At 69.8% G+C, this 23864-nt stretch carries 20 protein-coding genes; 7 read left to right on the top strand and 13 right to left on the bottom strand.

Annotation, left to right across the window (positions count from 1 at the left end):
- Positions 1-137 precede the first annotated feature (137 nt).
- Both STRCI_RS13295 and STRCI_RS13290 read left to right on the top strand, forming a co-directional pair.
- On the top strand, positions 138-1106 hold the full coding sequence (locus tag STRCI_RS13295; protein ID WP_269659134.1) for an arabinan endo-1,5-alpha-L-arabinosidase: 969 nt from the start codon (positions 138-140) through the stop codon (positions 1104-1106).
- Entirely contained in the window at positions 1088-2521 is a 1434-nt protein-coding gene (locus tag STRCI_RS13290; RefSeq protein ID WP_269659133.1) for a family 43 glycosylhydrolase, read from the top strand. The genes STRCI_RS13295 and STRCI_RS13290 overlap by 19 nt, the downstream gene beginning before the upstream one ends.
- A 15-nt stretch (positions 2522-2536) precedes the next feature.
- Here STRCI_RS13290 and STRCI_RS13285 read toward each other — a convergent pair whose 3' ends face one another.
- From STRCI_RS13285 to STRCI_RS13250, 8 genes are all read right to left on the bottom strand, one after another.
- The gene (locus tag STRCI_RS13285; RefSeq protein WP_269659132.1) at positions 2537-4042 is read right to left on the bottom strand and encodes a pyridoxal phosphate-dependent aminotransferase; all 1506 of its coding nucleotides are present in this window, start codon (positions 4040-4042) and stop codon (positions 2537-2539) included.
- A 126-nt stretch (positions 4043-4168) separates the two neighbouring features.
- Positions 4169-5314: an aldose epimerase family protein gene (locus STRCI_RS13280; protein WP_269659131.1), complete on the bottom strand. Its 1146-nt coding sequence runs from the start codon at positions 5312-5314 to the stop codon at positions 4169-4171.
- Between the two features lie 54 nt (positions 5315-5368).
- Complete coding sequence (gene mmsB, locus STRCI_RS13275; RefSeq protein WP_269659130.1) at positions 5369-6613, bottom strand: multiple monosaccharide ABC transporter permease; 1245 nt, start codon at positions 6611-6613, stop codon at positions 5369-5371.
- A complete protein-coding gene (mmsA, locus tag STRCI_RS13270) occupies positions 6610-8160 on the bottom strand; it encodes a multiple monosaccharide ABC transporter ATP-binding protein (protein ID WP_269659129.1) in 1551 nt (516 codons plus the stop codon). The genes mmsB and mmsA overlap by 4 nt, the downstream gene beginning before the upstream one ends.
- 32 nt (positions 8161-8192) lie before the next feature.
- Entirely contained in the window at positions 8193-9305 is a 1113-nt protein-coding gene (chvE, locus tag STRCI_RS13265) for a multiple monosaccharide ABC transporter substrate-binding protein (RefSeq protein WP_269659128.1), read from the bottom strand.
- Between the two features lie 89 nt (positions 9306-9394).
- Positions 9395-10363, bottom strand: coding sequence for a glycosyltransferase family protein (locus STRCI_RS13260; RefSeq protein WP_269659127.1), 969 nt, complete (start codon positions 10361-10363; stop codon positions 9395-9397).
- A 112-nt stretch (positions 10364-10475) separates the two neighbouring features.
- Entirely contained in the window at positions 10476-11480 is a 1005-nt protein-coding gene (locus STRCI_RS13255) for a zinc-dependent alcohol dehydrogenase (protein WP_269659126.1), read from the bottom strand.
- Positions 11477-12637, bottom strand: a complete 1161-nt coding sequence (locus STRCI_RS13250) for a mandelate racemase/muconate lactonizing enzyme family protein (protein ID WP_269659125.1) — start codon at positions 12635-12637, stop codon at positions 11477-11479. The genes STRCI_RS13255 and STRCI_RS13250 overlap by 4 nt, the downstream gene beginning before the upstream one ends.
- A gap of 300 nt (positions 12638-12937) precedes the next feature.
- Between STRCI_RS13250 and STRCI_RS13245 the strand changes: the two genes are divergently transcribed.
- Positions 12938-13738: an SCO2400 family protein gene (locus tag STRCI_RS13245; protein ID WP_269659124.1), complete on the top strand. Its 801-nt coding sequence runs from the start codon at positions 12938-12940 to the stop codon at positions 13736-13738.
- 73 nt (positions 13739-13811) lie between these two features.
- Here the strand turns inward: STRCI_RS13245 and STRCI_RS13240 are convergent, their stop codons facing one another.
- Entirely contained in the window at positions 13812-14249 is a 438-nt protein-coding gene (locus tag STRCI_RS13240; protein ID WP_269659123.1) for a MarR family winged helix-turn-helix transcriptional regulator, read from the bottom strand.
- 90 nt (positions 14250-14339) lie between these two features.
- Between STRCI_RS13240 and STRCI_RS13235 the strand changes: the two genes are divergently transcribed.
- Both STRCI_RS13235 and STRCI_RS13230 read left to right on the top strand, forming a co-directional pair.
- Complete coding sequence (locus STRCI_RS13235) at positions 14340-15362, top strand: NADP-dependent oxidoreductase (RefSeq protein ID WP_269659122.1); 1023 nt, start codon at positions 14340-14342, stop codon at positions 15360-15362.
- 232 nt (positions 15363-15594) lie between these two features.
- On the top strand, positions 15595-16014 hold the full coding sequence (locus STRCI_RS13230) for an organic hydroperoxide resistance protein (RefSeq protein ID WP_269659121.1): 420 nt from the start codon (positions 15595-15597) through the stop codon (positions 16012-16014).
- Between the two features lie 60 nt (positions 16015-16074).
- Here STRCI_RS13230 and STRCI_RS13225 read toward each other — a convergent pair whose 3' ends face one another.
- Both STRCI_RS13225 and STRCI_RS13220 read right to left on the bottom strand, forming a co-directional pair.
- Positions 16075-17229, bottom strand: coding sequence for a serine hydrolase domain-containing protein (locus STRCI_RS13225; protein ID WP_269659120.1), 1155 nt, complete (start codon positions 17227-17229; stop codon positions 16075-16077).
- Between the two features lie 19 nt (positions 17230-17248).
- Positions 17249-19750, bottom strand: a complete 2502-nt coding sequence (locus tag STRCI_RS13220) for a M14 family zinc carboxypeptidase (protein WP_269659119.1) — start codon at positions 19748-19750, stop codon at positions 17249-17251.
- Positions 19751-19913: 163 nt separating this feature from the next.
- On the opposite strand from STRCI_RS13220, the gene STRCI_RS13215 reads away from it, so the two are divergent.
- On the top strand, positions 19914-20777 hold the full coding sequence (locus STRCI_RS13215) for a serine/threonine-protein kinase (RefSeq protein WP_269659118.1): 864 nt from the start codon (positions 19914-19916) through the stop codon (positions 20775-20777).
- A gap of 35 nt (positions 20778-20812) precedes the next feature.
- A complete protein-coding gene (locus STRCI_RS13210; protein WP_269659116.1) occupies positions 20813-21607 on the top strand; it encodes an EI24 domain-containing protein in 795 nt (264 codons plus the stop codon).
- Here STRCI_RS13210 and STRCI_RS13205 read toward each other — a convergent pair.
- Together STRCI_RS13205 and STRCI_RS13200 are read right to left on the bottom strand one after the other, a co-directional pair.
- Entirely contained in the window at positions 21597-22829 is a 1233-nt protein-coding gene (locus STRCI_RS13205) for a pyroglutamyl-peptidase I (protein ID WP_269659115.1), read from the bottom strand. The two genes, STRCI_RS13210 and STRCI_RS13205, sit on opposite strands and share 11 nt — an antisense overlap.
- 40 nt (positions 22830-22869) lie before the next feature.
- Positions 22870-23817, bottom strand: coding sequence for a LysR family transcriptional regulator (locus STRCI_RS13200; protein ID WP_269659114.1), 948 nt, complete (start codon positions 23815-23817; stop codon positions 22870-22872).
- Between the last annotated feature and the right edge of the window lie 47 nt (positions 23818-23864).

Below are 23864 nucleotides of genomic sequence, written 5' to 3'. Positions count from 1 at the left end.
TCAGGGTTCCTGTGAATGCGGCCGGGGCGGGATCGGCGGCTTGTTGCTGCGCGGACCATTGACGCGCAAGGGGTTCGATTCTACGGTCCCGTCCGAAGTGACGATCGACGTTCGATATACAGAACAGGAGCGTTCATGTGAGCCGCACCAGAACCGCTCTCCTCACCCTCCCCGCAGCCCTCCTGCTGGCCCTGATCCCGTCCAGCGCGTCGGCCTACCCCAACCCCGGCACCGTCACCGGCTCCACCGTCGTCCACGACCCGACGATGATCCGCACCCCCTCCGGCCAGTACCTGCTCTACGCCACCGGCGGCGGCATGGCCAGCAAGACCTCCGGCAACCGCATCGCCTTCAGTGCGGGCGCCGACGCCTTCTCGTCCCGCCCGGGCTGGTGGTCGACGTACTCCTCCGTACCCGAGGCGTGGGCGCCGGACATCTCGTACCAGGGCGGCAAGTACCTGATGTACTACTCCGTCTCGAAGTTCGGCTCCAACACCTCGGCCATCGGGCTCGCGGGTTCGAGCACGGGCCTCCCCGGCAGCTGGACGGACTACGGGACCGTCTACACCTCCAGCTCGTCCAGCGACTACAACGCCATCGACCCGAACCTCTTCGTCGACAGCGACGGCAAGTGGTGGCTGTCCTTCGGCAGTTGGTGGACCGGGATCAAGATGATCCAGATCAACCCGTCCACCGGTAAGCAGCTCTCCTCCAACACCACCCGCTACTCCCTCGCCTCCCGCCCGACCGGCACCAAGGCGGTGGAGGCGCCCTACATCGTCAAGCGCAACGGCTACTACTACCTCTTCGCCTCGTACGACACCTGCTGTGCTGGCACCAGCTCGACGTACAAGGTCAAGGTCGGCCGCGCCACCAGCGTCACCGGGCCGTACTACGACAAGAACGGCGTCTCGATGATGAACAACGGCGGGACGCCCGTACTGGAGTCGCACGGCCGCTACATCGGCCCCGGCGGGCAGTCGATCATGAACGACGTCGACGGCGACCTGATCGTCTACCACTACTACGACGGCCAGGACAACGGCACGCCCAAGCTCGGTATCAACCTCCTGAACTGGAGCAGCGGATGGCCCGTCGCCTACTGACCCTGCTGGCCGCGCTGGCCTTCCTGCTCGCCCTGGGGCAGACCCCCGCCAGTGCCGCCTCGTTCAGCAACCCCGTGAAGTCGGTCAAGGGCGCCGACCCCTGGATCTCGTACCACAACGGCAACTACTACCTGGTGACGACCAGTTGGACCGACCGCATCACCCTCCGCAAGGCCCCCACGCTCGCCGGTCTCGCCACCGCGCCCAGCGTGCAGGTCTGGCAGGGCGACGCGGCCTCCCGCTGCTGCAACATCTGGGCGCCGGAGCTGCACTACCTCAACGGCCGCTGGTATCTGTACTACGTCGCCGGGCAGAGCGTCTCCGACTACATCCCGACCCAGCGCACCCATGTCCTGGAGAGCGCGGGCTCCGACCCGATGGGCCCGTACACCTACCGCAGCCAGCTCAACTCGTCCTGGATGCTGGACCCGACGGTCGGCACGATCAACGGCCGGCTCTACCTGTTCGGCAGCGCCAGCGGCGGCACCCAGAACCTGGTCGCGGCCCGGATGTCCAACCCGTACACCCTGGCCACGGGCTTCTCCACCATCTCGACACCGACGTACGACTGGGAACGCTCGGGCGGCACGGTCAACGAGGGACCGGAGATCCTCCAACGGAACGGCCAGACCTACCTGATCTACTCGGCGAGCGGCTGCTGGACCCCCGACTACAAACTCGGCCAGCTCAAACTCACCGGCTCGGACCCTCTGGCGTCCTCGTCCTGGACGAAGAAGTCCACCCCCGTCTTCCAGCGCAACGACTCCGCGGGCGTCTACGGCCCCGGCCACAACGGCTTCTTCACCTCACCCGACGGCACGGAGAGCTGGATCGTCTACCACGCCAACGACTCCGCCTCCGAGGGCTGCGACAACGGCCGCACGACCAGGGCCCAGAAGTTCACCTGGAACTCGGACGGCTCCCCGAACCTGGGCACTCCGGTGGCCCTGGGCGGCAGCCTGGCGGGCCCGTCCGGCGAACCGTCCGCGACCTCCACGACATACACCGTCACGAACCGCAGCAGCGGCAAGTGCCTCGATGTGGCCGGCAGTTCGACGGCGGACGGTGCCAATGTCCAGCAGTGGACCTGCAACGGCGGCAACAACCAGAAGTGGCGCCTTGAGGACCTGGGCGACGACACCCACCGCTTGGTGAACGTGGCCACCGGCAAGGTCCTGGACACCGCCGACTGCTCATCGGCCGACGGCGCGGACCTGCGCCAGTGGTCCTGGCTCAACAACACCTGCCAGCGCTTCCGCTTCATCACCACGACCGACAGCTACGTCCGCATCGTCAACCAGGCGACGGGCAAGGTGGCGGACGTGACGAACTGCGGCACGGCGGACGGAACGGACGTGCGCCAGTGGAGCTGGCTGAACAACACCTGCCAACAGTGGCGCCTGAACCCGGCGTAGACGAGTACCGCCAGGTCACCCCATGCCGGCCGCGTTGGGCCAAGCCCCCGCGTTGGGCCACCCCGTGGCCGGCGCCGGTGCCAACCCCGGCCCCGTCGTCCCCCGGACCTGCGCCGCCGTAAGCCCCCCTCGGGCCGGAACACCGGGCGGCGTAGGCCCGAACGCCGCCGCGGGCACGGGCGCGGGCATGGGCATGGGCATGGGCGCGGGTATGGGTGCCGGAGCAGGCATGGGCGCAGGCGCCGGAGCGGGAGCCGCTACAGCCGCCGCGGGCATAGGCGCGGCAACAGGCATCGCCATGGGAACGCCCGCCCCATTGGTCGACCCGACCAGCCGATCCACGGCCGCCGTACCCGAGCTGTAGCTGGTCCCTGTAGCCAGCTCGGGCACGGCGGCCGCTCCCCTCCTGGTCCCGTAGAGCACCTGTTCCAGGCCGGACACCAGGCGACGCACGTCGACCTGGGGGCGCACTACGAGCCTCAGGAAGCGGCTGGACGAACCGATCTTGTTGCCGCATTCACGCACCAGGATCCGATGCTCGGTGAGCAGCCGGTCACGGACCACAGTGCCCTCGGCGCCCACGGGCAGGCGCACGAAGAGGAAGTTGCCCTGGGACGGATACACCGTGAGCCCGGGCAGCGCGGCAAGCTGCTGGGCCATGTCGAGCCGGTCCCGGCGTACCTGATGCAGGCTCTCCATGTACTCCGCCCCATGGTTCTTGAGCATGAACACCACATGCTCGGCGAAGGCGTTGAGGTTCCACTTGGGGAGCATCGAGCGGACGCGCCCCGCGAGCGAGGGGTTGGCGACGAGATAGCCGAACCGTATGCCGTGCAGGCCGAAGTTCTTGCCAAGGCTGCGCAGCACGATGACGTTGGGCCGCAGCATCGCCTCCTGCACCACCGACGGCTCCGCCTCCGCGTCGGCGAACTCCAGGAACGACTCGTCGATGACGACCAGGTCGAGATCGGCCATGGCGTCCATGAACTGCACGATGGCGTGCCGGTGCAGGAACCCGCCGTCGGGGTTGTTGGGGTTGCAGATCACGGCGGCACGGGTGCCGCGGGCCCGGATGAACTCGGCGTACTGCGCGAGGTCGAGGGCGAAGCCGCTGGACTCCTGGAGCGGGAACATGTCGACCCGCTTGCCGGTCTCCATGGGCTGGTCGGTCCAGCGGCCGAAGGTGGGGACGGGGATGGCGAGGGATTCACGGACCAGCAGGTGGTCGATCCAGGTGATCAGCTCGGTCGAGCCGTTGCCCATCGCGACGGCCTGCGGGGGGAGTTGGAGGAGGTTGCACAGCTCGGCCGTGATGGTGTCGGCGCTGCTGGGGTAGTACGTGATGATGTCGCGCAACCGGCCCGCCATGTCGTCGAACATGGCGGGCGTGGGGAAGTACGGGTTGCAGGGGATGCAGAAGTCGATCGGCCCTACCCCGTCACCGCCTTCGCGGGTCAGCGCGGCCATCGAAGGGCTGTGCGCCGCCGTGCTGCGGAACAGCGAGGTGACGTTCTCAGCCAAGGCAACCTCCGGGTCTGGGTGGCCCGTGCGGGGGAGCACGGGCCGCCCTTAGATACGGATGCCTGTGAGGCGCTGTTCAACCCCTGTGAAAATGTTGGGACGTTGTGAAGATGCTATGACTCAGGGTCACGCGCTGAACGAGTGCACCGTCGTCGTCCGGTACGTCTGCCCAGGTCGCAGCGTTGTGGACGGGAACGACGGCTGGTTCGGCGAGTCCGGGAAGTGCTGCGTCTCCAGGCAGAGCGCGTCGCCCTGGCGGTAGATCGAACCGCCGGTGCCGACCAGGGTTCCGTCGAGGAAGTTACCCGAGTAGAACTGCAGGCCCGGCTCGGTCGTGGCGATCTTCAGGGTGCGGCCGGAGGAGGGGTCGCGCAGGGTCGCCGCCCACTCAGGACGGGACGTGATCCCCTTGTCCAGGACCCAGTTGTGGTCGATGCCCTTGCCGTAGAGCAGTTGCTGGTGGGCGACGCGGATGTCCTCGCCGACGGTCTTGGTGCGGCGGAAGTCGAAGGGCGTGCCGACGACCTTGGCCAGTTCGCCCGTGGGGATCAGCCCCGAGTCGACCGGTGTGTAGCGGGAGGCGGCTATGGACAGCTCGTGGTCGTAGATCGTGCCGCTGGACTCGCCGGCCAGGTTCCAGTAGACGTGGCTGGTGAGGTTGACGACGGTGGCCTTGTCGGTGGTGGCCTCGTAGTCCACGCGCCAGTCGCCGGAGCGGGTCAGGGTGTACGTGACCTTCGTGCGCAGCGTGCCGGGGTAGCCCATCTCGCCGTCGACGGAGGTGTAGTAGAGGTACAGGCCGACGTCGGAGCCCTTGGTGAACGGCTCGATGTCCCAGACGACCTTGTCGAAGCCCTTGGACCCGCCGTGCAGGCTGTTCGCGCCGTCGTTGACGGAGAGCTGGTAGGCCTTGCCGTCGAGCGTGAACCGACCCTTGCCGATGCGGTTGCCGTACCGGCCGATCAGGGCGCCGAAGTAGGGGCTGGAGGAGACGTAGTCCTCGATGGTGTCGAAGCCCAGCGAGACGTTCGTGTAGCGGCCGCGCCGGTCGGGGATCTCCAGGGACTGGACGATTCCGCCGTAGGAGAGGACCTTCAGCCGGGTGCCGCCGTTCTCCAGCGACCAGCTGTAGATCTTGGTGCCGTCGGCGAGCTTGCCGAAGAGCGACTTCACCGGCCTGTGGCCCCCTGTGGCATGTGCGGTGCCGCTCATGGCGGCGGTGACACCGGCGGCTGCCGCCCCGGCGATGAGCGTGCGTCTGTTCAGTTCCATGCAGCGGCTCCTGCAAAAGGAAGGGCCCCGCTCGCTGAGCGGGGCCCGGTGACTTTACGAACCGACCTTGCGCTTGTTCCACACGTCGAAGCCGACCGCCGCCAGCAGGACCAGGCCCTTGATGACCTGCTGCCAGTCGGTGCCGATGCCGACGAGGTTCATGCCGTTGTTCAGCACGCCCAGGACGAGGCCGCCGATGATCGCGCCGAGCACCGTGCCGACACCACCGCTCATCGACGCGCCGCCGATGAACGAGGCGGCGATGGCCTCCAGCTCGAAGTTGAGGCCGGCCTTGGGCGAGGCCGCGTTGAAGCGGGCGGCGAAGACCAGACCCGCCAGGGCCGCGAGCATGCCCATGTTCAGGAAGACCAGGAAGGTGACCTTCTTGTCCTTCACACCCGACAGCTTGGCCGCCGGGAGGTTGCCGCCGATGGCGTAGATGTGGCGGCCGATGATCGCGTTGCGCATGACGTAGCCGAAGCCGACCAGCAGCACCCCGAGGACCAGCAGGACGTACGGGGCGCCCTTGTAGCTGGCGAGCAGCATCGTCAGGGTGAGGATGGCGGCGCCGAGCGCGACCAGCTTGAGCAGGAAGAGGTTGAGCGGCGGGACGTCGAGGGAGAACTCCTGCTGGCGGCGCCGGTCGCGGAACTCCTGGAAGACCACGAACGCGATCAGTCCGAGCCCCAGCAGCAGGGTGAGGTTGTGGTAGTTGGTGTCCGGGCCGACTTCGGGCATGAAGCCGTTGGAGACCTTCTGCAGGCCCTCCGGGAACGGGCCGAGGGTCTGGCCCTCCAGGAAGATCTCGGTCAGACCGCGGAAGATCAGCATGCCCGCGAGGGTGACGATGAAGGAGGGTATGCCGCCGTAGGCGATGAAGAACCCTTGTGCCGCGCCGGCGACCGCGCCCATGGCGAGGCAGAGGATGACCGCGACCGGCCAGGGAAGATCGTTCTTGACCATGAAGACCGCGGCCATGGACCCGATGAACGCTGTCAACGAGCCGACCGAGAGGTCGATATGGCCCGCGATGATGACGAGCATCATGCCGATCGCGAGGATCAGGATGTAGCTGTTCTGGAGCACCAGGTTGGAGACGTTGCGCGGCAGCAGCAGGTCGCCGTCGGTCCACACCGCGAACAGCACCACGATCAGGCCGAGCGCGATCAGCATGCCGTACTGCCGCATGTTGCGGCGCATGCCGTCCAGCACCAGCTGGAGCAGGCCGTCGCCCGCGGCCCCTCCGCTCTTGCCCGGCGGCGCGGGGGCCGGGCTCTTGGCGGTCACATCAGTGCTCATCGCGTTACCTCTTTGTCCTTGGTCATCTGACGCATCAGCGATTCCTGCGAGGCCTCGGCCCGCGAGAACTCGCCGGTCAGCCGCCCGGCGGCCATCGTGTAGATGCGGTCACACATACCGAGCAGCTCCGGCAGCTCGGAGGAGATGAAGACGACCGCCTTGCCCTGGGCGGCCAGCTGGTCGATGACCGTGTAGATCTCGTACTTGGCGCCGACGTCGATACCGCGCGTCGGCTCGTCCAGGATCAGCACATCGGGACCCGCGAAGATCCACTTGCTGAGGACGACCTTCTGCTGGTTGCCGCCGGAGAGCTTGCCCACCGGTTCGAAGACCGTGGGCGCCTTGATGTTCATGGACTTGCGGAACTCTTCGGCGACCTGCCGCTCCTCGTGCTCGTCGACCACGCCCCGCTTGGAGACCTTGCCCAGCGCGCTGAGCGAGATGTTGCGGTTGATGGTGTCGATGAGGTTCAGGCCGTAGTGCTTGCGGTCCTCGGTGACGTAGGCGATGCCGTTGCGGACCGCCTCGGGGACGGTCTTGGTGCGGATCTCCTTGCCGTCCTTGAGGACCGTGCCGTCCGCGTACCGGCCGTAGGTCCGCCCGAAGACGCTCATCGCGAGTTCGGTGCGGCCGGCGCCCATCAGGCCCGCGATCCCGACGATCTCACCGCGCCGCACCTCGATCGACACATCGTCGACGACCTTGCGCTGCTGGTCGATCGGGTGGTGCACGGTCCAGTTGCGGATCTCCAGCGCCGGGGCGGCGCCGTCCTCCGGCTGGTGCGGGGTGCGGTCCGGGAAGCGGTGCTCCAGGTCGCGGCCGACCATCCCGCTGATGATCCGGTCCTCGGTGGTCGCCTCGGCCTTCACATCCAGGGTCTCGATGGTCTGGCCGTCGCGCAGGATCGTCACCGAGTCGGCGACCTTGCGGATCTCGTTGAGCTTGTGGCTGATGATGATCGAGGTGATGCCCTGCTTCTTCAGCTCCAGGATCAGATCGAGGAGCTTGCCGCTGTCCTCGTCGTTCAGCGCCGCGGTCGGCTCATCCAGGATGAGCAGCTTCACCTTCTTCGAGAGCGCCTTGGCGATCTCCACCAGCTGCTGCTTGCCCACGCCGATGTCGGCGACGCGGGTGTCGGGGTGGTCACCGAGACCGACCCGGCGCAGCAGTTCGGTGGCGTGCCGCAGGGTCTCGGTCCAGCTGATGATCCCGCGGGTGGCGTGCTCGTTGCCGAGGAAGATGTTCTCCGCGATGGAGAGGTAGGGGATCAGCGCCAGTTCCTGGTGGATGATCACGATGCCGTGATGCTCACTGGCCCTGATGTCCTTGAAGGAGCAGACCTCTCCCTCGAAGAGGATCTCGCCCTCGTACGTGCCGTGCGGGTGGACGCCGGAGAGGACCTTCATCAGCGTCGACTTGCCGGCGCCGTTCTCCCCGCAGATGGCATGGACCTCGCCCTGGCGGACGGTCAGAGTGACGTCCGACAGCGCCTTGACGCCGGGAAAGGTCTTGACGATCGAGCGCATTTCCAGGACGGGTCCCGCCATGGTCGTGCCTTCCAATCAGTGGGTGCCGTCGGTTACTTGAGGTCGCTTTCCTTGATGTAGCCGGAATCGACCACGACCTTCTGGTAGTTGGCCTTGTCCACGCTCACCGGCACCAGCAGGTAGGACGGGACGACCTTGGCACCGTTGTCGTAGGTCTTCTCGTCGTTGACCTCGGGCTTCTTGTCGTTGAGCACCGCGTCGACCATGTTCGAGGCCACCTTGGCGAGTTCGCGGGTGTCCTTGTAGACGGTCATCGACTGCTCGTCGGCGATGATCGACTTCACCGAGGCGACCTCGGCGTCCTGGCCGGTGACGATCGGCAGCGGCTTGGACTTGGAGCCGTAGTCGTCCGACTTCAGCGCCGACAGGATGCCGATGGAGATGCCGTCGTACGGCGAGAGCACCGCGTCGACCCGCTCGGACTTGTACGCCGAGGTGAGGATGTCGTCCATGCGCTTCTGGGCGGTGCCGCCGTCCCAGCGCAGGGTGGTGACCTGGGTGAGCTCGGTCTGGCCGGAGCCGACGACGAGCTGCTTCTTGTCGATGTAGGGCTGCAGGACGTTCATCGCGCCCTGGAAGAAGTAGCGCGTGTTGTTGTCGTCGTTGGAGCCGGCGAACAGCTCGATGTTGAACGGGCCCTTCTTGGAGCCGTCCTTCAGGCCGAGCTTCTCGACGATGTAGGTGGCCTGGAGCTCGCCGACCTTCTCGTTGTCGAAGGAGGCGTAGTAGTCGACGTTCTCGGTGCCGAGGATCAGGCGGTCGTAGGAGATCACCGGGATGTCGGCTTCCTCGGCCTGCTGGAGCACGTTGTTCATCGACTTGTTGTCGATGGCGGCGACGATCAGCGCCTTGACGCCCTGGGTGATCAGGTTCTCGATCTGCGAGACCTGCTGGTCGGGGTCGTCCTCGCCGTAGACCAGCTTGGTCTTGTAGCCCTTGGACTCCAGGTCCGCCTTGACGTTGTTGCCGTCGGCGATCCAGCGCTCGGAGGACTTGGTGGGCATCGCGATGCCGATGGTGGCGCCCTCGGTGCTCCCCTTCCCCTCCTCGCTGCCGCCCTCGCTGTCCTGGCCGCAGGCGGTCAGGGTCAGGGCCAGGGAGGCGGCGGTGGCTATCGCGGCGAGAGCGGCTCTGCGGTTGCGCATGGTCATCTTCCTTGATGTCTCAGCACGGCTGGGTGTGTGGGATTCTGTTTGACTGCGTCGCCTTGTGTGAAGAGGTGACGCCGAAACCTTTATGAATATGTTTCGAAACGTCGGAGTTCGCCGGGCAGCCGCGAACCCAGTGGAGCCATGTCCCCCGCGGCCCCGTGCCGGGCGAGCAGGTCCAGAGCCAGCCGTCCACGACGCACGCGCTCCTTGGCGGTGGCCAGCGTGAGCTCGCGCATGTGGTGGCCGTAGGGGTAGATCCCGGGGGCCTTGGACAGGCCGAACTTCAGATACAGCGGAGCGCCGCGCCGGATCAGCTCGGCGACCTCGTACATCCGGACGTAACCGCCGAGGTCGTCGGGGGCCTCGATGTACATGTCCATGGGGGCGGCGGAGGCCCGCCGGATCTCGGTGAGATGGGTCGGCGTCAGATCGCTGGGCACATTGACCGAGTCGGCGCCGAGCCGCTCGTAGACCGCGTACGCGGCCGGGTTGACCGGGCCTATCAGCGCGCTCACCTTGAGCGTGGTGTCGGCGGGGATGATCCCGGCGACGCGCGCCCGGTGCAGCGTCCACAGCACGCCCTCGTCGGCCACGAGCAGGCATTTCACGCCCAGCTCGGTGGCGCGTACGGCGTCCTCGACGCAGCCGGCGACCGCGTCGTGGCCGCGGGCGCGCAGTCCCGCGCCCCGGGAGTCGGTGCGGGTGGAGCCGCCGATGTCCCAGGTGCCGCGCGGGCCGGTGAACAGGCAGAGTTCGATGTCGCGCTCGGCGGTGGCCTCGACCATCTCGGTGATCTCGGAGTCGGTCAGCATCCACACGCCGCTGCCCTGGCTGATCCGGTGGATCGGCACGTCGAGGCGCGAGGCTTCCTTGAGGACAACGGCCAGCGCTTCGGGGCCCTCGCACGAGGGGATCTCGGTGCGCCAGCGGCCGCCGCCCGGGAAGGTGTGGGGCGAGGCGTCGGTGGGGGAGGGATCGGGCGCGCCCAGGCCGAGCGCGGCGAGCACCTGCTCGCCGGGTCGACGGGCTGCCGGGGCGGAAGCGTCGGTCACAAGCTGTCCTTCTTGTTCGGTATTTCGGACGAGGTTCGCGGCTCAAGGCGCGCAGGGCTCTGGGTGTACGCCGGTACGGGGACCGTCAGGTTGCCCCCGTACCGGCGTACGACTAGGGGCGGAGCAGGACCTTGCCCACCTTCGGATCGCCGGACCCGACCAACTCGATCGCCTGCGGAAACTCCTCCAGCGGCAACTCGTGCGAGACCAGCGGCAGCGGATCGAGCAGCCCCGCCCCGAACACCCGCACTGTGTGCGCCCAGGCGTCCGGCGGCGCCCCGAACACGGTGTGCACCTCCAGCTGCCGTACGACGAGCTCGGTCGGGTCGAGACCCTGCGCACCCGGCGCCGGGATCCCGGTGAGGACCAGCCGCCCGCCCCGCCTGAGCAGCGCGGCGGAGACCCGCGCGGCATCGGCGGACCCGGCGGTCTCGATGACGACGTCGAAGTCGTCCGGCAGCTCCTGGTCCTTGGTGCGGAAGTCCGTGGCGCCGTACTGCCGCGAGAGCGCCTCACGGTCGCCCCGGGTGCCCACCACGAGCAGTTCGGCCGGTGAGCCCGCCGTCAGGAACTGCACGGCGAACATGCCGAGCGTCCCGGTGCCGACCACCGCCACCCGCTCGCCCGGCAGCGCGTTCGCCTTGATCGCCGCGGCGGCGATACAGGCGGCGGGCTCCAGGAGGGCGGCGGCGGTGAGGTCGCAGTCGTCCGGCAGTACGTGCAGCAGCCGCGCCGGCAGCGTCAGCGTGGCCGCCATCGCGCCGGGCTGGGTGAACCCGGTCTCCTCGTACCCGGCGCCGCACAGCGTGGTCTCGCCCGCGTGGCAGCGGTCGCAGACCTGGCAGTTGCGGAAGCCCTCCCCGACGACCTTGCGGCCGACGAGGGAGCCGGGCACCCCGGCGCCGACCCGGTCCACTGTCCCGGACCACTCATGGCCGGGCGTGAGCGGGTAACGGACGTACCCCTCGGGCCGGTTGCCCTGATACACCTCACGGTCGCTCCCGCAGATCCCGACCGCGTGGACGCGCACCAGCGCCTCCCCGGGACCGGGCTCACGGGGCGTGTGCTCGGTGAGCCGGTACGCGCCGGGCGCCTCGATGACGACGGCGCTGCTCATTCCGCGCTGCCCTTCGGCTTGCGCTGCTCCCAGCCCTCGGCCCACAGGTCGAACCGGGCCTGCTGCTGCGGGAACTCGGCGGCGGCGTCGGCGTCGAACTCGACCCCGAGGCCGGGGGCGTCGGAGAGGTGGAAGTACCCGTCCACCACCTGCGGGGCGCCCTTGACGACCTTCTTGATGTCCGCGTCCGCGAAGTCGTTGAAGTGTTCGAGGATCTTGAAGTTGGGGGAGGTGAAGCCGACCTGGAGCGAGGCGGCGGTCAGCACGGACCCGCCCACGTTGTGCGGCGCGACCAGCACGTAGTGGGTCTCGGCGGTGGCGGCCAGCTTCCGCGTCTCCCAGATGCCGCCGATGTGGCCGACATCGGGCTGGATGATGTCGACGGCCTGGCTCTCGAACAGCTCCCGGAACTCGATCCGGTCGTGGATCCGCTCACCGGTGGCGACCGGCATGTCCACCTTGGCGGCGACCTTCTCCAGCGCCTTGAGGTTCTCCGGCGGCACCGGCTCCTCCAGCCAGGCCGGCTTGAACGGGGCGAGCTCACGCGCCAGCCGGACCGCGGTGGCGGGCGAGAAGCGCCCGTGCATCTCCAGCATCAGCTCCGCGTCCGGCCCGATGGCGTCGCGCACGGCCTCGATGAGGGAGACGGCGTAGAGGGTCTGCTGGTGGTCCAGCTCGAAGTGCCCGGTGCCGAAGGGGTCGATCTTGAGCGCCTGGTACCCGCGCTCCATCACGCCCTGGGCGGCCTTGTGGTACGCCTCCGGAGTCCGCTCCGTGGTGTACCAACCGTTGGCGTACGCCTTGACCTTGTCGGTGACCTTGCCGCCGAGGAGCTGCCAGACCGGCACCCCGAGCGCCTTGCCCTTGATGTCCCAGCAGGCCATCTCGATGACGGCGATACCGGACATCACGATCTCACCCGCGCGGCCGTAGTCGCCGTACTTCATCCGGCGCACGAGGTCTTCCGTGGCGAACGGGTCGGAACCGAGAATGTGGTTGGCCTCGGCCTCTCGCAGATAGCCGATCAGCGCGTCGGTGTGGCCCAGCATCCGGGTCTCGCCGACTCCCGTGATCCCCTCGTCGGTGTGCACCTGTACGTAGGTCAGGTTGCGCCAGGGCGTTCCGACCACGTGTGTGCTGATTCCGGTGATGCGCACGGCAGTTGTCCCTTGCTGCGTCGTCGGCTCATTGCGTGTGTTCGAAATTTCGTCACACGTTCGAAATGCTGACGTGACAGTAGGGAGGCGGTGGTAGGAGTGTCAATGGGTCGCACGGATAACGGTTTCGACACCGCTTTCGACACGGCTTTCGGTACGGCGGCGGCGTGGCGCCGGTGCGGCATCGGTGACGGAACGGGCGTATACCTCAACCGGCCAGCCGGAGGGGGTAGTTCCGCACACAACTTTCACAGGCTGCCCTATGAACGTTCTCTGTGCGGAACTTAGTCTTCCCGCGTCATGGACTACTGCCACCCGTGCCGACGGCACCTGAATGGCGCCCTCGCCTGCCCGGGCTGCGGCGCGCCGGTCGAACAACTCCGCGTGTACGCGAGCGAAGAGGCATCGCGCACGGACCCGTACGACACGTACGACGAGCCCGAGGGCGCACCGGAGCCGGTCGCGGTGGGCGCGACCGCGGAAGCGGCACGACCGGAAGGCAGGGCGGCGGCACGCCGGGCGGCCCGGGGCCGCCGAGGGCGCGTGGAGCAGGCGTACGAGCCCGAGGGCGACGAGGACGGGTACGAGGACGAGGCGCCCGAGGTCACCGGCGCGAGCCGCCGCGACCGCAAGGCGGCGGCCCACCGCCGCCGTCGCCGCCGCACCATCCTCATAGCGGCGGGCTTCGTACTCGCCGCCGGCGGCCTGAGCCTGGCCGAACTGGGCCTGGACGCCCCCGGCTCCACCCCCACCCCGGCCGCGGCGGGCGACGCCTCGCCGGACGGCGGCGCGGAGTCGGAGGCGGGGGAGTCGGCGGAGCCGATCGGCGATACGCCGGGCACCCCTGTATCCGCGTCCCCGACCGCATCGGCGTCCCCTTCCCCGTCGAAGTCGGAGAAGGACAAGGAGTCGGAGAAGCCGGAGGACAAGCCGACGAAGGACGCGCAGTCGGCGACGGGCGGCGCGCTGCCGGTGACTCCGGATGCTCCGGAGCCGACCGAGGCGGACCCGAAGCCGACTCCGACGGCAGAGCCGACGGAGGAGGAGCCGAAGCCGGAACCGTCGGAGACGTGCACGCGCTTCCTCTGGTGGTGCAGCTAGCCGGTTTTTGCTTCAGGGGCGCGGGGAACTGCGCGAGAACCCCACCGGCCCGCAGCTCAAGACTCAAGCAAGCTCACGACTCAAGCATCCGCCGCAGAAGATCCCGCAGAGCCAGCCGCTCGTCCTCGGACAGTCCGACGAGCGGCTCACGCGCGAATCGCAACGACTCCCGCAGATCACGAGCCACCTGCCGCCCCTCATTCGTAGCGGCAGCAACCTTCACGCGCCGATCCGCAGGGTCGGCCCGCCGCTCCACGAGCCCCCGCGACTCCAGCCGGTCCACGATCCCGGTCACATTGGACGGCTCGCACTTCAACCGCTGAGCCAGCTTCCGCATGGGCAGAGGTTCCAGAGTCAGCAACCCCAGCAACCGAGCCTGCGCCCCGGTCAGCGCATGCTCAGCGGCAGCGCTCTCGTACTCCTCGTGGTACCGCGCCACAACCGACCCGATGAGGTCGACGACCTCCATGGTCAGCGGGTCGGGACGATGGGTCTGCTGCGGTGTCGCCATGGGATCCAGCGTATCCCTTTACTTGACATCCTGAAATATTGAGGCGCATGATTGTTTCAGGTACTGAAGTATTCAGGAAGGTCACCCGTCATGTCCGAGACCCCCGCCCTCCCCGCCGTCAGCCGTGAGTGGCACCTGCTCAGCCGCCCGGTCGGCTGGCCGAAGCCCGAGGACTTCGCCCTGGTCGAGGCGGAGATCCGGCAGCCCGGCCCGGACGAGGTGCTGGTGCGGAACCAGTACCTGTCGGTGGACCCGTACATGAGGGGCAGGATGTCGGCCGCCAAGTCCTACGTCGCCCCCTTCGAGCTGGGCAAGGTCATGCAGGGCGGCGCTGTCGGCGAGGTCGTCGCCTCCCGCGTCGACGGCATAGCCCCCGGCGACCACGTCCTGCACTTCGGCGGCTGGCGCGAGTACGCCACGGTCGGCGCGGCCCAGACCGTCAAGGTCGACGCAAACGCCGCGCCCCTGTCGACCTACCTCGGCGTCCTCGGCATGACCGGCCTCACCGCCTACGCGGGCCTGCTGCGCACCGCGTCCTTCAAGGAGGGCGACTCCGTCTTCGTCTCGGGCGCCGCGGGTGCCGTGGGCAGCCAGGTCGGCCAGATCGCCAAGCTCAAGGGCGCCTCCCGGGTGATCGGCTCGGCCGGATCCGACGAGAAGGTCAAGCTGCTGGTGGAGGAGTACGGCTTCGACGCCGCCTTCAACTACAAGAACGGCAGCGTCAGCGAGCAGCTGCGGGAGGCCGCCCCGGACGGGGTCGACGTCTACTTCGACAACGTCGGCGGTGACCACCTGGAGGCCGCGATCGGGCTGCTCAACCAGGGCGGCCGGATCGCCGTCTGCGGAATGATCTCGGTCTACAACAGCACCGAGCCCGTCCCCGGCCCGCGCAACCTCGCCCGGCTGATCCAGACCCGCGGCCGGATCGAGGGGCTCCTGGTGGGCGACCACTACGACCTCCAGCCGCAGTTCGTCCAGGAGGTCGGCCCCTGGGTCGCCTCGGGCGCGCTGAAGTACCGCGAGACGGTCGTCGAGGGCATCGAGAACAACCTGGAGGCGTTCCTCGGTGTGCTGCGCGGCGACAACACCGGAAAGATGATCGTCAAGCTCTAGGGCCTCTCGTTTGGATCAGTCCGGCGTCGCGGGGTCTGGCACGCACTCCCCCAGAGGGGGGGACCCCCAGCGGCGTTGTCGTCGGTTGCCATGCACCGCGTCTTGCGGCCGGCCTGATCCAAACGACAGGCCCTAGCCCTGTGCTGGATTTCCGGCATGCGGTAACTTCTTTCCGAAACCGTCGTCGATCGTGGGCGCGAGTCGCGGCGGACCGAGGAGGAGAAGACACCGCATGTCCATCCAGCAGACGGACGTCCTGTACACCGCCGTCGCCACCGCCGAGAACGGTCGCGACGGCCGGGTCGCCACCGACGACGGACGGCTCGACGTCGTGGTGAACCCGCCGAAGGAGATGGGCGGCAGCGGCACGGGCACCAACCCGGAGCAGCTGTTCGCCGCCGGTTACAGCGCCTGCTTCCAGGGCGCGCTCGGCGTGGTCGCCCGCCAGGAGAAGGCCGACATCTCGGGCTCGACGGTGACCGCGAAGGTCGGCATCGGCAAGAACGACGACGGCTTCGGCCTGATCGTGGAGATCTCGGCGAGCATCCCGAACGTGGACGAGGAGACGGCCCGGAGCCTCCTGAAGAAGGCCCACGAAGTGTGCCCGTACTCGAAGGCGACGCGGGGCAACATCACCGTGACGCTGGTCTGACCCACCTCGTCGCCACGGCGAAGGCCGCACCTTTGGACGTAGGGTGCGGCCTTCGCCGTCTTACGCACTCGCCAGCGCAGCCTGATGCACCGCCCGGACCAGCCGTACGTTCTCGGGTGCCGCGCCCCCCGGGAAGGCGCAGCGGCGCCTCGTGTAGCCGTAGGCCAGGCCACTGCGGGGGTCGGCGAAGCCCTGGGAGCCGCCCGCGCCGCTGTGGCCGAAGGCGCCGGCGCCGAGGAACGGGTACCAGACCTCCGCGGTGGCCTGGAAGCCCACGCCGAACGCCTTGTGGGCGCGGGCGACCAGGTCGTAGCCGACGGAGTGGATCTGGCCCACCTCGGCGACCGTGTCCGGCTTCAGCAGCGGAGGCCGTCCCGCCACCTCGCTGATCGCCGCCGCGTACATCCCGGCGAGCCCGCGAGCGGCGGCCACCCCGCCCGCCGAGGCCGGGCCCTTGGCGCGCACGGTACGGGAGTTGGCGTGGTCCACCAGCTCGCCGGGATCCGGCACATGGGTGTTGAAGGCGATCGAGGAGAGCGTGTGCGGACCGGTCAGCGCCGCGTCGAGCACCGCCTGCTGCTTCGGCGTCGGCGCCATCGGCTGGACCGAGCGGAAGCGGGGTTCGTGGGCCTCGGGCAGGCCCAGGTAGAAGTCGAGGCCGTACGGTGCGCGGACCCGGTCCTCGTAGATCTCCTGGAGCGTACGGCCCGTTGCCCTGCGCACGACCTCGCCGCTCAGCGCCCCGATGACCAGGGCGTGATAGCCGAACGCGGTGCCGGGGCGCCAGAACGGGCGCTGGTCGGCGAGGCGTTCCGCGATGACCCGGTCGTCCGCCAGTTCGTCCGCGGTGAACCCGGCGTCCAGGCCCACCAGGCCCGCCCGGTGGGCGAGCAGGTCCCGCAGGGTGAGGCTGCCCTTGCCCTCGGCGGCGAACTCGGGCCAGTAGTAGGTGACCTTGCGGTCCAGTTCGAGGGTGCCGTCCTGCACGAGGAGAGCGGCCACCATGTGGGCAGCCCCCTTGGTCGAGGAGAACACGCCGTACAGCGACTCCCCGTCGGCGCCGTCCCCGGTCCACAGGTCGACGACCCTGCGGCCGTGCACGTACGCGCACAACTGCCCCTCGTAATCGGGTCGTTCCTCCGCGACGAACGCGGCGAACTCCGTACGCACCGCCTCGAATCCGTCCGCGACGGTGCCGTGGATCTCCAGCGTCATCCGCTCTCCTCGTTCTCGACTAACCGTTGTGCGGGTGGGCCATGGTGAACAGTGCCCTTCCCAGCTGGGCGAATTCCCCCTTGGGATGATCCCGGAAGAGCGGCTCGGTGCCGAACAGCACCGCCTGCGGGCCGCTCACGACCGCTGCCTCGCCGGCGGCGTCCGCGGGGCCGCCCGCGCCGTTCCCGTCCGGCCGCCAGTGGCCGGAGAGCAGGGGGTTCCCGGTCGCGTACGACTCCTCGACCCGGACCCCGGGCCCGAGGTCGGTGAACCACATCGGCGCGTACACGAACCCATGGTCCGGGCCACCGTTCGAATTCACCAGCCGGACCACGCCGTTGGCGTCACCGTTGCCCTCCACCGGCTTCGCCGGCAGCAGCCCCGCCGCCGAGTTGAGCGCCGCGCCCACCGCGCCCCGGCCGACCAGCCCGTGACCGGTGAGGAAGGCGGCCAGCCCGGTACGGGCGGCCGGGGTGAGGCCGTCGTGGTCCAGCCCCGCCGACACGAACAGGACATCCGCCGCCGACCAGTCGAAGCCCGCGTTCAGGACCGCGGTGGAGACCGGGGTGACGTCGAAGTTCATCTCCCGCAGCGCGAACAGCTCACCGGCCGTCACCGCCGCGGCCACCCGCACCCGGCGCAGCTCGGTCCCGCCGGTCTGCCGCGTCCCCTCGAAGACGACGTCGTACGTCCGGGCCGCCTGTGCCGCCTGCGCCCGCGCCGAACCCGGCACGAGCGCGCTGCCGTCGGCGGCTTGTCGCACCGGAACGCCCTGCCGGAGGAGGTGGTTGAGGGCGGCGATCTCGTTCGGGTCGGTCAGGCGCAGGCGCAGGTCGCTGCGGAGGGCGACGCGTCCGACGGGGGTGGCCGCGGTGACCGGTCGCAGGGGGAGGGCGCCCAGGTTTCCGGAGGTCACCGGGGTGACCTCCGCGCCCCACAGCTTCCCCAGGCTCCAGCCCGAGATGTCGTACATCACCGAGACCTTGTCACTGATGTCCCGGCCGTCCGCGAGCAGGACGTTCGCCATTCCGCGCTTGGGCTGGCGCAGGTCCACGACGTAGGAGCCCTGGGGGTAGGTGTGTCCGCCGAGTTGGAAGGCGCGGGTGGCCCGGGTGACGCGGACGTCGTTGGCGATCAGGTGGTCCACGAGGCGGGAGGCGGCAGTGGTGCCGCCCGGGATGACGTAGGCGCGGGGGAAGGTCGTCGTGTAGACGTCCTCCGGGCCGATGCCGGGCACTCCGGGCACCGCCTCGGGCGACACCGGCACCTGTGTCGCGCCGGTGGCTCCGCGGCGGAACGCCTCGATCTGGTCGGCGATGAGCGCGGTGCCGCGCCGCTGGACGAAGTCGAGGGCGGCGCTCAGGGCGGCGCCCGCGACGTCGGTGTTGATCGCCGAGCGGCGGCGCAGCTCGCTCTCCGGCAGGGTGTCGTAGGCGGTGTTGTTCACGCGCAGCGGGATCTCGATCGTGTGCGCGGCGACCGTGCCGTGGTAGGCGGCGTACTGCGGGGTGAAGATCGGTGGCCAGTCGTCCCAGCCCTCCTCCTGGTCGCGGAAGGGGATCTGGGCGGGTTGCACGCCGTCCTTCTGCGGGGTGTGGCCGAGGCCGTTGACGGCGGCTTCCATGCCGAGGGCGTTGGCGTAGCTGTTCTTCAGGAACAGGTCGTACTCGTAGTTCTCGCCGTGCGGGGGAGTGGTGGGCTCGATGAGGGTGCCGTTGACGTACCCGTGCAGGTCGAGCATGACCGCGGGCTGCTTGTCGAGCATGATCTGCCGCATCGCGTGGGCCTCGGGCTGCGAGGCAGTCACGAAGTCCCGGTTCAGGTCGAAGCCGTTGGCGTTGGCGCGGGTGCCCGCGATCCGGCCGTCCGGGTTGGCGGTGATGTTGAAGTAGAGGCGGGAGCGGGCGAGGAGGTCCCTGGTGCCCGGGTCCTCGGCGGTCGCGAGCCGCTCGATCAGCTTCAGGGAGGCGTCGGTGCCCTCCCACTCGTTGCCGTGGATGTTGTTGTTGAAGAAGACGGGGGTCTTGTAACCCGCCTTGATCTCCCGGGACTTGGCGGCTGCCGCGGGCGCGTTCTCGATGAGCTCGCGCATCCGCTCCTGGGCGCGGGCTCGGCGGGCGGACTCCGGGGCGGTGACGGTGACGAGATAGAGCCGGTGCCCGCCCGCCGAGCGGCCCGCGACCTCCACGCTCACCCGGTCCCCGAGGCGCTGGAGGTCGTTCAGCTTCGGGGCGATGGCGTGGTACGGGGTCAGGCCCAGCTTCAGGGATTTGTCGGCGGGGTTCTCGGGGTCGGGGGAGAGGACCTGTTCGCGGGGGTAGCCGCGGACCTCGCCTTTGGCGGGGGTGTCCGCGGCGAGGGCCCGCTGTGCCGCGCTCTCGGGGGCGCGGGCGGCCCGGTCGTCGGGGGCGGCGGGTTCCCGGGTGGGCGCGGGACGGTCGGCGACGGCGCTGTGCGGGGTGAGGAACAGGGATCCGACGGTCACTAGGGCGAGGACGGGGACGGTTCTGGTGGTGCGCACACGTACCTCCTCCGGGTCTTCCTGAGATCGGTACGGCGAGGTGTACCTGTTCGACTCAACTACAACAAGAGGGAGTTGGTGTCACCGATGCCCCGGATGGCCCATGGGGCCGGGTCCGGGAGGGCATCCTGAGTGCGACGGTGCCGAGCCGCGAGGAGAGCATATGGCGACGATCCCGCCGCTGCCCAGCAGGGACGACGTACTGCGCATGGCACGCAACACCACCGACATGACCGGCCAGTTGCTGGACACGGCCGGGAACATCACCAGGATCGCCCTCAACACCTTCGACCCCAGGGACGGTTCGGGCGCGGAGATGCTGCGCGTGCTGCGCCGCACCACCGCCGAGCTCGCCGAGGCCAGCGCCTCCCCGCAGGCCCAGGAGGCCTTCTACCGCATCGTCGACACCCTCACCCGCCTCGGCACGAGTGGCGCCCCGCTCGCCGTGCACCCGGTGAGCGAGCCCGCGCAGGCGCTGCTCGCCGCCCTCGGCGACAGCCTGCTGCCGGTGCTGGACGCTGTGGAACCGGCGGTCGAGGAGTTCGCCACGGCGCTGGGCGAACTGGTGGAGGCCGCCTCACCGCTCCTCCCGGCGGGTGCGGGGCTGGCGGCGGGTGTGCTGCTGGCGCTCACCCCGGTACTGCGCTCGGCGGCGGAGGTGCTGCGCGACGGCACCCCCGAACTGCGCCGCATAGCCGACGCGTTGACCTCCGCCGTGGCCCCGCTGATCCCGCTCCAGGTGTCCCTCGCCGAACGCGCGGCCACCGCGGGCGCCGGTGTCGTACGCGCGGCCCTGCCCCCGCTGGCCGACCTCACGGAAGCGGCGGCGGCCACCGGCAAGGCGGCCCGGCCGGCCCTCGTCGCCGGGGAGGAGCTGCTGGTGTCGGGCCTGGAACAGCTCCAGCCGCTGCTGCTGTCCGGCGCGGGCAGGGCGGGGCGGGTGGTCCGGGCGGCGGCGGTGCGGGTGTCCGCGGCGGTGTCCCCGTCGGCGGAGCCGGGGGTGGTGGTGACGGTGGCGGCGGGGTGATCGGGCCGTTCGAGGGCGACCGATAGAGTTCGGCCATGCGCGATCTTGGGGTGGGTTTCCGCTATCTGCTGAAGGGGCAGCGGTGGGTAGCCCGGCACGGCAAGCAGTACGGGTTCGGACTGGTCCCCGGGCTGATCACTCTCGTCCTCTACGTGGCGGCGCTCGTCGGCCTCGCGGTGTGGGGCGGCGATCTGGTGGCCTGGTCCACGCCGTTCGCCGACGACTGGTCGAGCCCCTGGCTCGGACTCTTCCGCGGTTTCCTGACCGTCCTGCTGTTCGCCCTCGCCCTGCTGCTGACCACCGTCACCTTCACCGCGGTCACGCTGCTGATCGGCCAGCCCTTCTACGAGAGCCTCTCCGAGAAGGTCGACCGGGACGTCTCCCCGGACGGCACCGCCCCCGAGTCGGGGCTGCCGCTCTGGCGCGAGCTGTGGATCTCGGGCCGCGACAGCCTCCGCATCGTCCTGCGGGCCGCGTGCTGGGGCGTGCTGCTCTTCGCGCTGGGCTTCGTCCCGGTCGTCGGGCAGACCGTCGTCCCGGTGGTCGGCTTCATGGTCACCGGGTTCTTCCTCACCGAGGAGCTGACCGCCGTCGCCATGCAGCGCCGGGGCGTGGAGGCCCGGGACCGGCTGCGCCTGCTGCGCTCCCGCAGGACCCTGGTGTGGGGCTTCGGCACGCCCCTCGGCGTGGCCTTCGTGGTGCCGTTCGTGGCGATCTTCCTGATGCCGGGCGCGGTGGCGGGCGCCACCCTCATGGCCCGTGACCTCCTCGGCGAGGAGATCCTGGAGGAGGAGAACGGCGACGCCGAGAGCCAGGACGTCAGCGCTTGAGCGGCGCCTCCATCGCCGCCCTCAGGATGCTCCGCACCTGGGCGATGATGTCCAGCCGGTTGCGCACGAACTCCGGATCGATCACCTCGGAGGTGTTGCCGGTCCCGAACTGCAGCACGGGCGTGTGCACATGCCCGGCGGGCAGCGCGTCGTGCAGCCCGAGCCGGTCCCGGAGCAGCGTCGCGCGGTAGGCGACCTCGTTGGACAGGTAGTTGCCGCCGCCCCCGGCCCGCGCGGTCGATCCGGCGGTCGGCCCGTCCGGCCGTACGACGGGTTCGGTGCCCCCGGCGGGGATCTCGGTCACGCCGGTGTTGTCGTAGACGGGGAACCGGCCCGTGGTCGCGGCCACGATGTCCCGGTACGGCAGGGTCGTGGCCGTCCACTGCGGCTGCGAGGCCGGGTCGGTGACCGGGACGGTCTCGGTGCGGCCGATGTTGTCGTTGTCCGGGAAGCCGCCCCGCCAGGCCCCGTTGGTCCGCTCGATGTCGAACCGCCCGACCCGGCCCTGGCTCACGGTGGTGAGCAGATCGACGCCCTTGAGGTACGGCCGCAGCGCCCGCTCCACGGTGCCCTCCGCGAAGTCCGCCCAGCGCACCGGGAACACCACCGTCTCGATCCGCGCCGGGCCCCCGGCGGTCTCGATCACCGTGCCGTCGAGGGCGAGCGCGGTCGCCCCCGAGGGGTTGGAGATCCGGATGTCCCGGTCCAGGGTGAACGGGTCGAACCCGGTGAGCAGGATCCGCTTCAGACCCTTGCCGTGCGGATAGCGGATCGCGGTCTGCCCGCGCGAGGTCCGCTCCAACTGCCCGATCAGCGCCGCCCGCTGCTCCGCCGAGAGCCCGAACTCCGGCTCCCAGGCCCGCACCTCCCGGGTCATCCCCAGCCGCGCCCAGTACAGCGGCCGGTCGTCGTCCCGGCTCAGCTCCCCGCCGTCCGGCCCCCGCCCCTGCGCCCGCTCGACGGCCCGCCGCCACAGCGCGCTGCCCTCGCGTATGACGACGGCGCGGGCCTGCGCATAGGACCGGGCGCCGCGCAGCGCCGCCGCGAACTCAGGTGCCACGGCGTCGAATCCGGACCGCCGGAGGATCTCCTGGGGCACCGCCAGGTCGAGCCGGCGCTCCTCGACCGTGGGCTGCTCGGCGGCGGTCGCGGCCGTGGGGGCCGTCAGGGTCGTGGCCAGCGCCAGTCCCAGGGCGAGGATCCCAACACGTATGAAATTCAAGGGGGTTGCGTTCCTTCCGGTGTGGTGGAGGAGCGTGGTGTCAGTCCGCTTCCCCGCTCAGAGGCGCCGGAACCCCCTGTGCCGCCTCCCGCAGCGCCGTCAGGAACGCCTCGCCCGCCGGAGTGAGCGAGCGCCCGCGTGCCGTCGCCGCGTACACCGCCCGTGCGGGCGCCTCCTCGTCCAGTACCGCAAGGAGCGCGATGTCCGGGCGCACGGACGCCGCGGCCAGCGCGGGGACCAGGGTCACCCCGAGGCCCGCGGCCACGTACCCCTGCTTGGCGGTCCACTCGCCGACGACATGCGCCACGCGCGGCCGGAACCCCTGGCGCAGGGCGGCGTCCAGCAGGGTGCCCTCGGGGCGCGGGCTGCCGGAGATCCAGTCGGCGTCGGCGAGCCGGGCGAGCCGTACCGAGCCCTGTCCCGCCAGCCCGTGGCCGGCCGGGACCGCCACGTACAGCGATTCGTCGAGGAGATGGTGGAGTTCGTACGCCTCCAGCGGGGTGCCGCCGGTCGTGGAGACCACCGCCAGATCGAGATGGCCCGCGGTCAGCCGGTCCAGCAGGGCGGGGGTCAGGCCCTCCTCGCGGGAGACGCGGACGCGCGGATGACGGGCCCGGAAGGCGGCCAGCGCCTGTGGCACCAGGGCCGCGTCGGCGGTGGCGAAGGCGCCGAACCGCAGCCGTCCCCCGGCCGCCTCGCGCAGCTCCGCCAGCTCCCGCCCGGCCCCGCGCAGCGCCTCGGCGACGGACTCGGCGTACGGCACGAGGATCCGCCCGGCCTCGGTCAGCCGTACGCCCCTGGGCAGCCGGTCGAAGAGCGGGGCGCCGCCGAGGGCGCCCTCCAGCGAGGAGATCTGCCGGGACACCGCGGACTGGGTCCAGCCGAGGGTGCGGGCGGCGACGGTGAAGGAGCCGTGCCGGGCGACCTCCAGGAAGGCGCGCAGCCAGACGGTGGAGAGGTCGGGGCCGCTGGGATGCGTGTTCGGCATGGCTGCGATGCTAGACATTCGCTTGTCGCATCAATGGCGGCGGCCTA

Origin of the sequence: Streptomyces cinnabarinus (genome assembly GCF_027270315.1) — a bacterium.
In the GTDB taxonomy this organism is placed as follows: domain Bacteria; phylum Actinomycetota; class Actinomycetes; order Streptomycetales; family Streptomycetaceae; genus Streptomyces; species Streptomyces cinnabarinus.
This window is presented reverse-complemented; position numbering and strand designations above follow the sequence as displayed.